This is a genomic window from Streptococcus sp. HMSC061E03 (genome assembly GCF_001813505.1).
Lineage (GTDB): Bacteria > Bacillota > Bacilli > Lactobacillales > Streptococcaceae > Streptococcus.
The window spans coordinates 1-612 of sequence record NZ_KV812790.1 but is presented as its reverse complement, the minus strand read 5'-3'; the positions used below and the strand labels follow the sequence as shown (position 1 = coordinate 612).

At 31.9% G+C, this 612-nt stretch carries 1 pseudogene; it reads right to left on the bottom strand.

Features of this window, described 5'->3' with window-relative positions:
- Positions 1-612 (bottom strand): annotated as a pseudogene (locus HMPREF2917_RS07290) (IS3 family transposase); the annotation flags it as partial.

Genomic DNA, 612 nt, shown 5'->3' with positions numbered 1-612 from the left:
AAATATAATCGTTTAGGGCCGAAAGGTAAATATGTGATATCAGTAGTCAACTTTTGCATAGGTTTATCCGCTGAAAAATCTCTATTCAGAGTATTGCCAGTAATTGAGAAAGGTTTACCTATTTTGATAGCTTTTTTCGTTTTCACGGCACAATTCCAACCATTTTTCTGCATAATCCGCTGCACAACCTTATGGTTAACAATCTGATTTAATTCCTTCTGAATCAAATGCTTAATCTTTCTGTACCCGTAAATAAATTTGTTTTTCTTACAAATTTTACCAATAGTTTCCTCGATAACGGTTGGAGAAAAGTCTTTCTTTTTCCATCGGTAGTAAGTAGATATGGGTACATTAAGGCAAAAACAGATTAAATGAACTGTATATTTACCTTTCAATTCTTCTACTAATTTTACAACTGCTTGAGGCGACACTTCCTTTCCAATTCCTTGTATTTTTTTAATATTTCTAATTCAACTTCTTTTCTTCGTAATTCTAATTTTAATTGATCGATTTCAGAAAGTTTAGCCATTCCTTTTTCATAAGAATATTGTTTACCCACCTGTTGGTGGAAACGATGAGTTTCTCCATTTTTATACCATCTAAACCATGTTT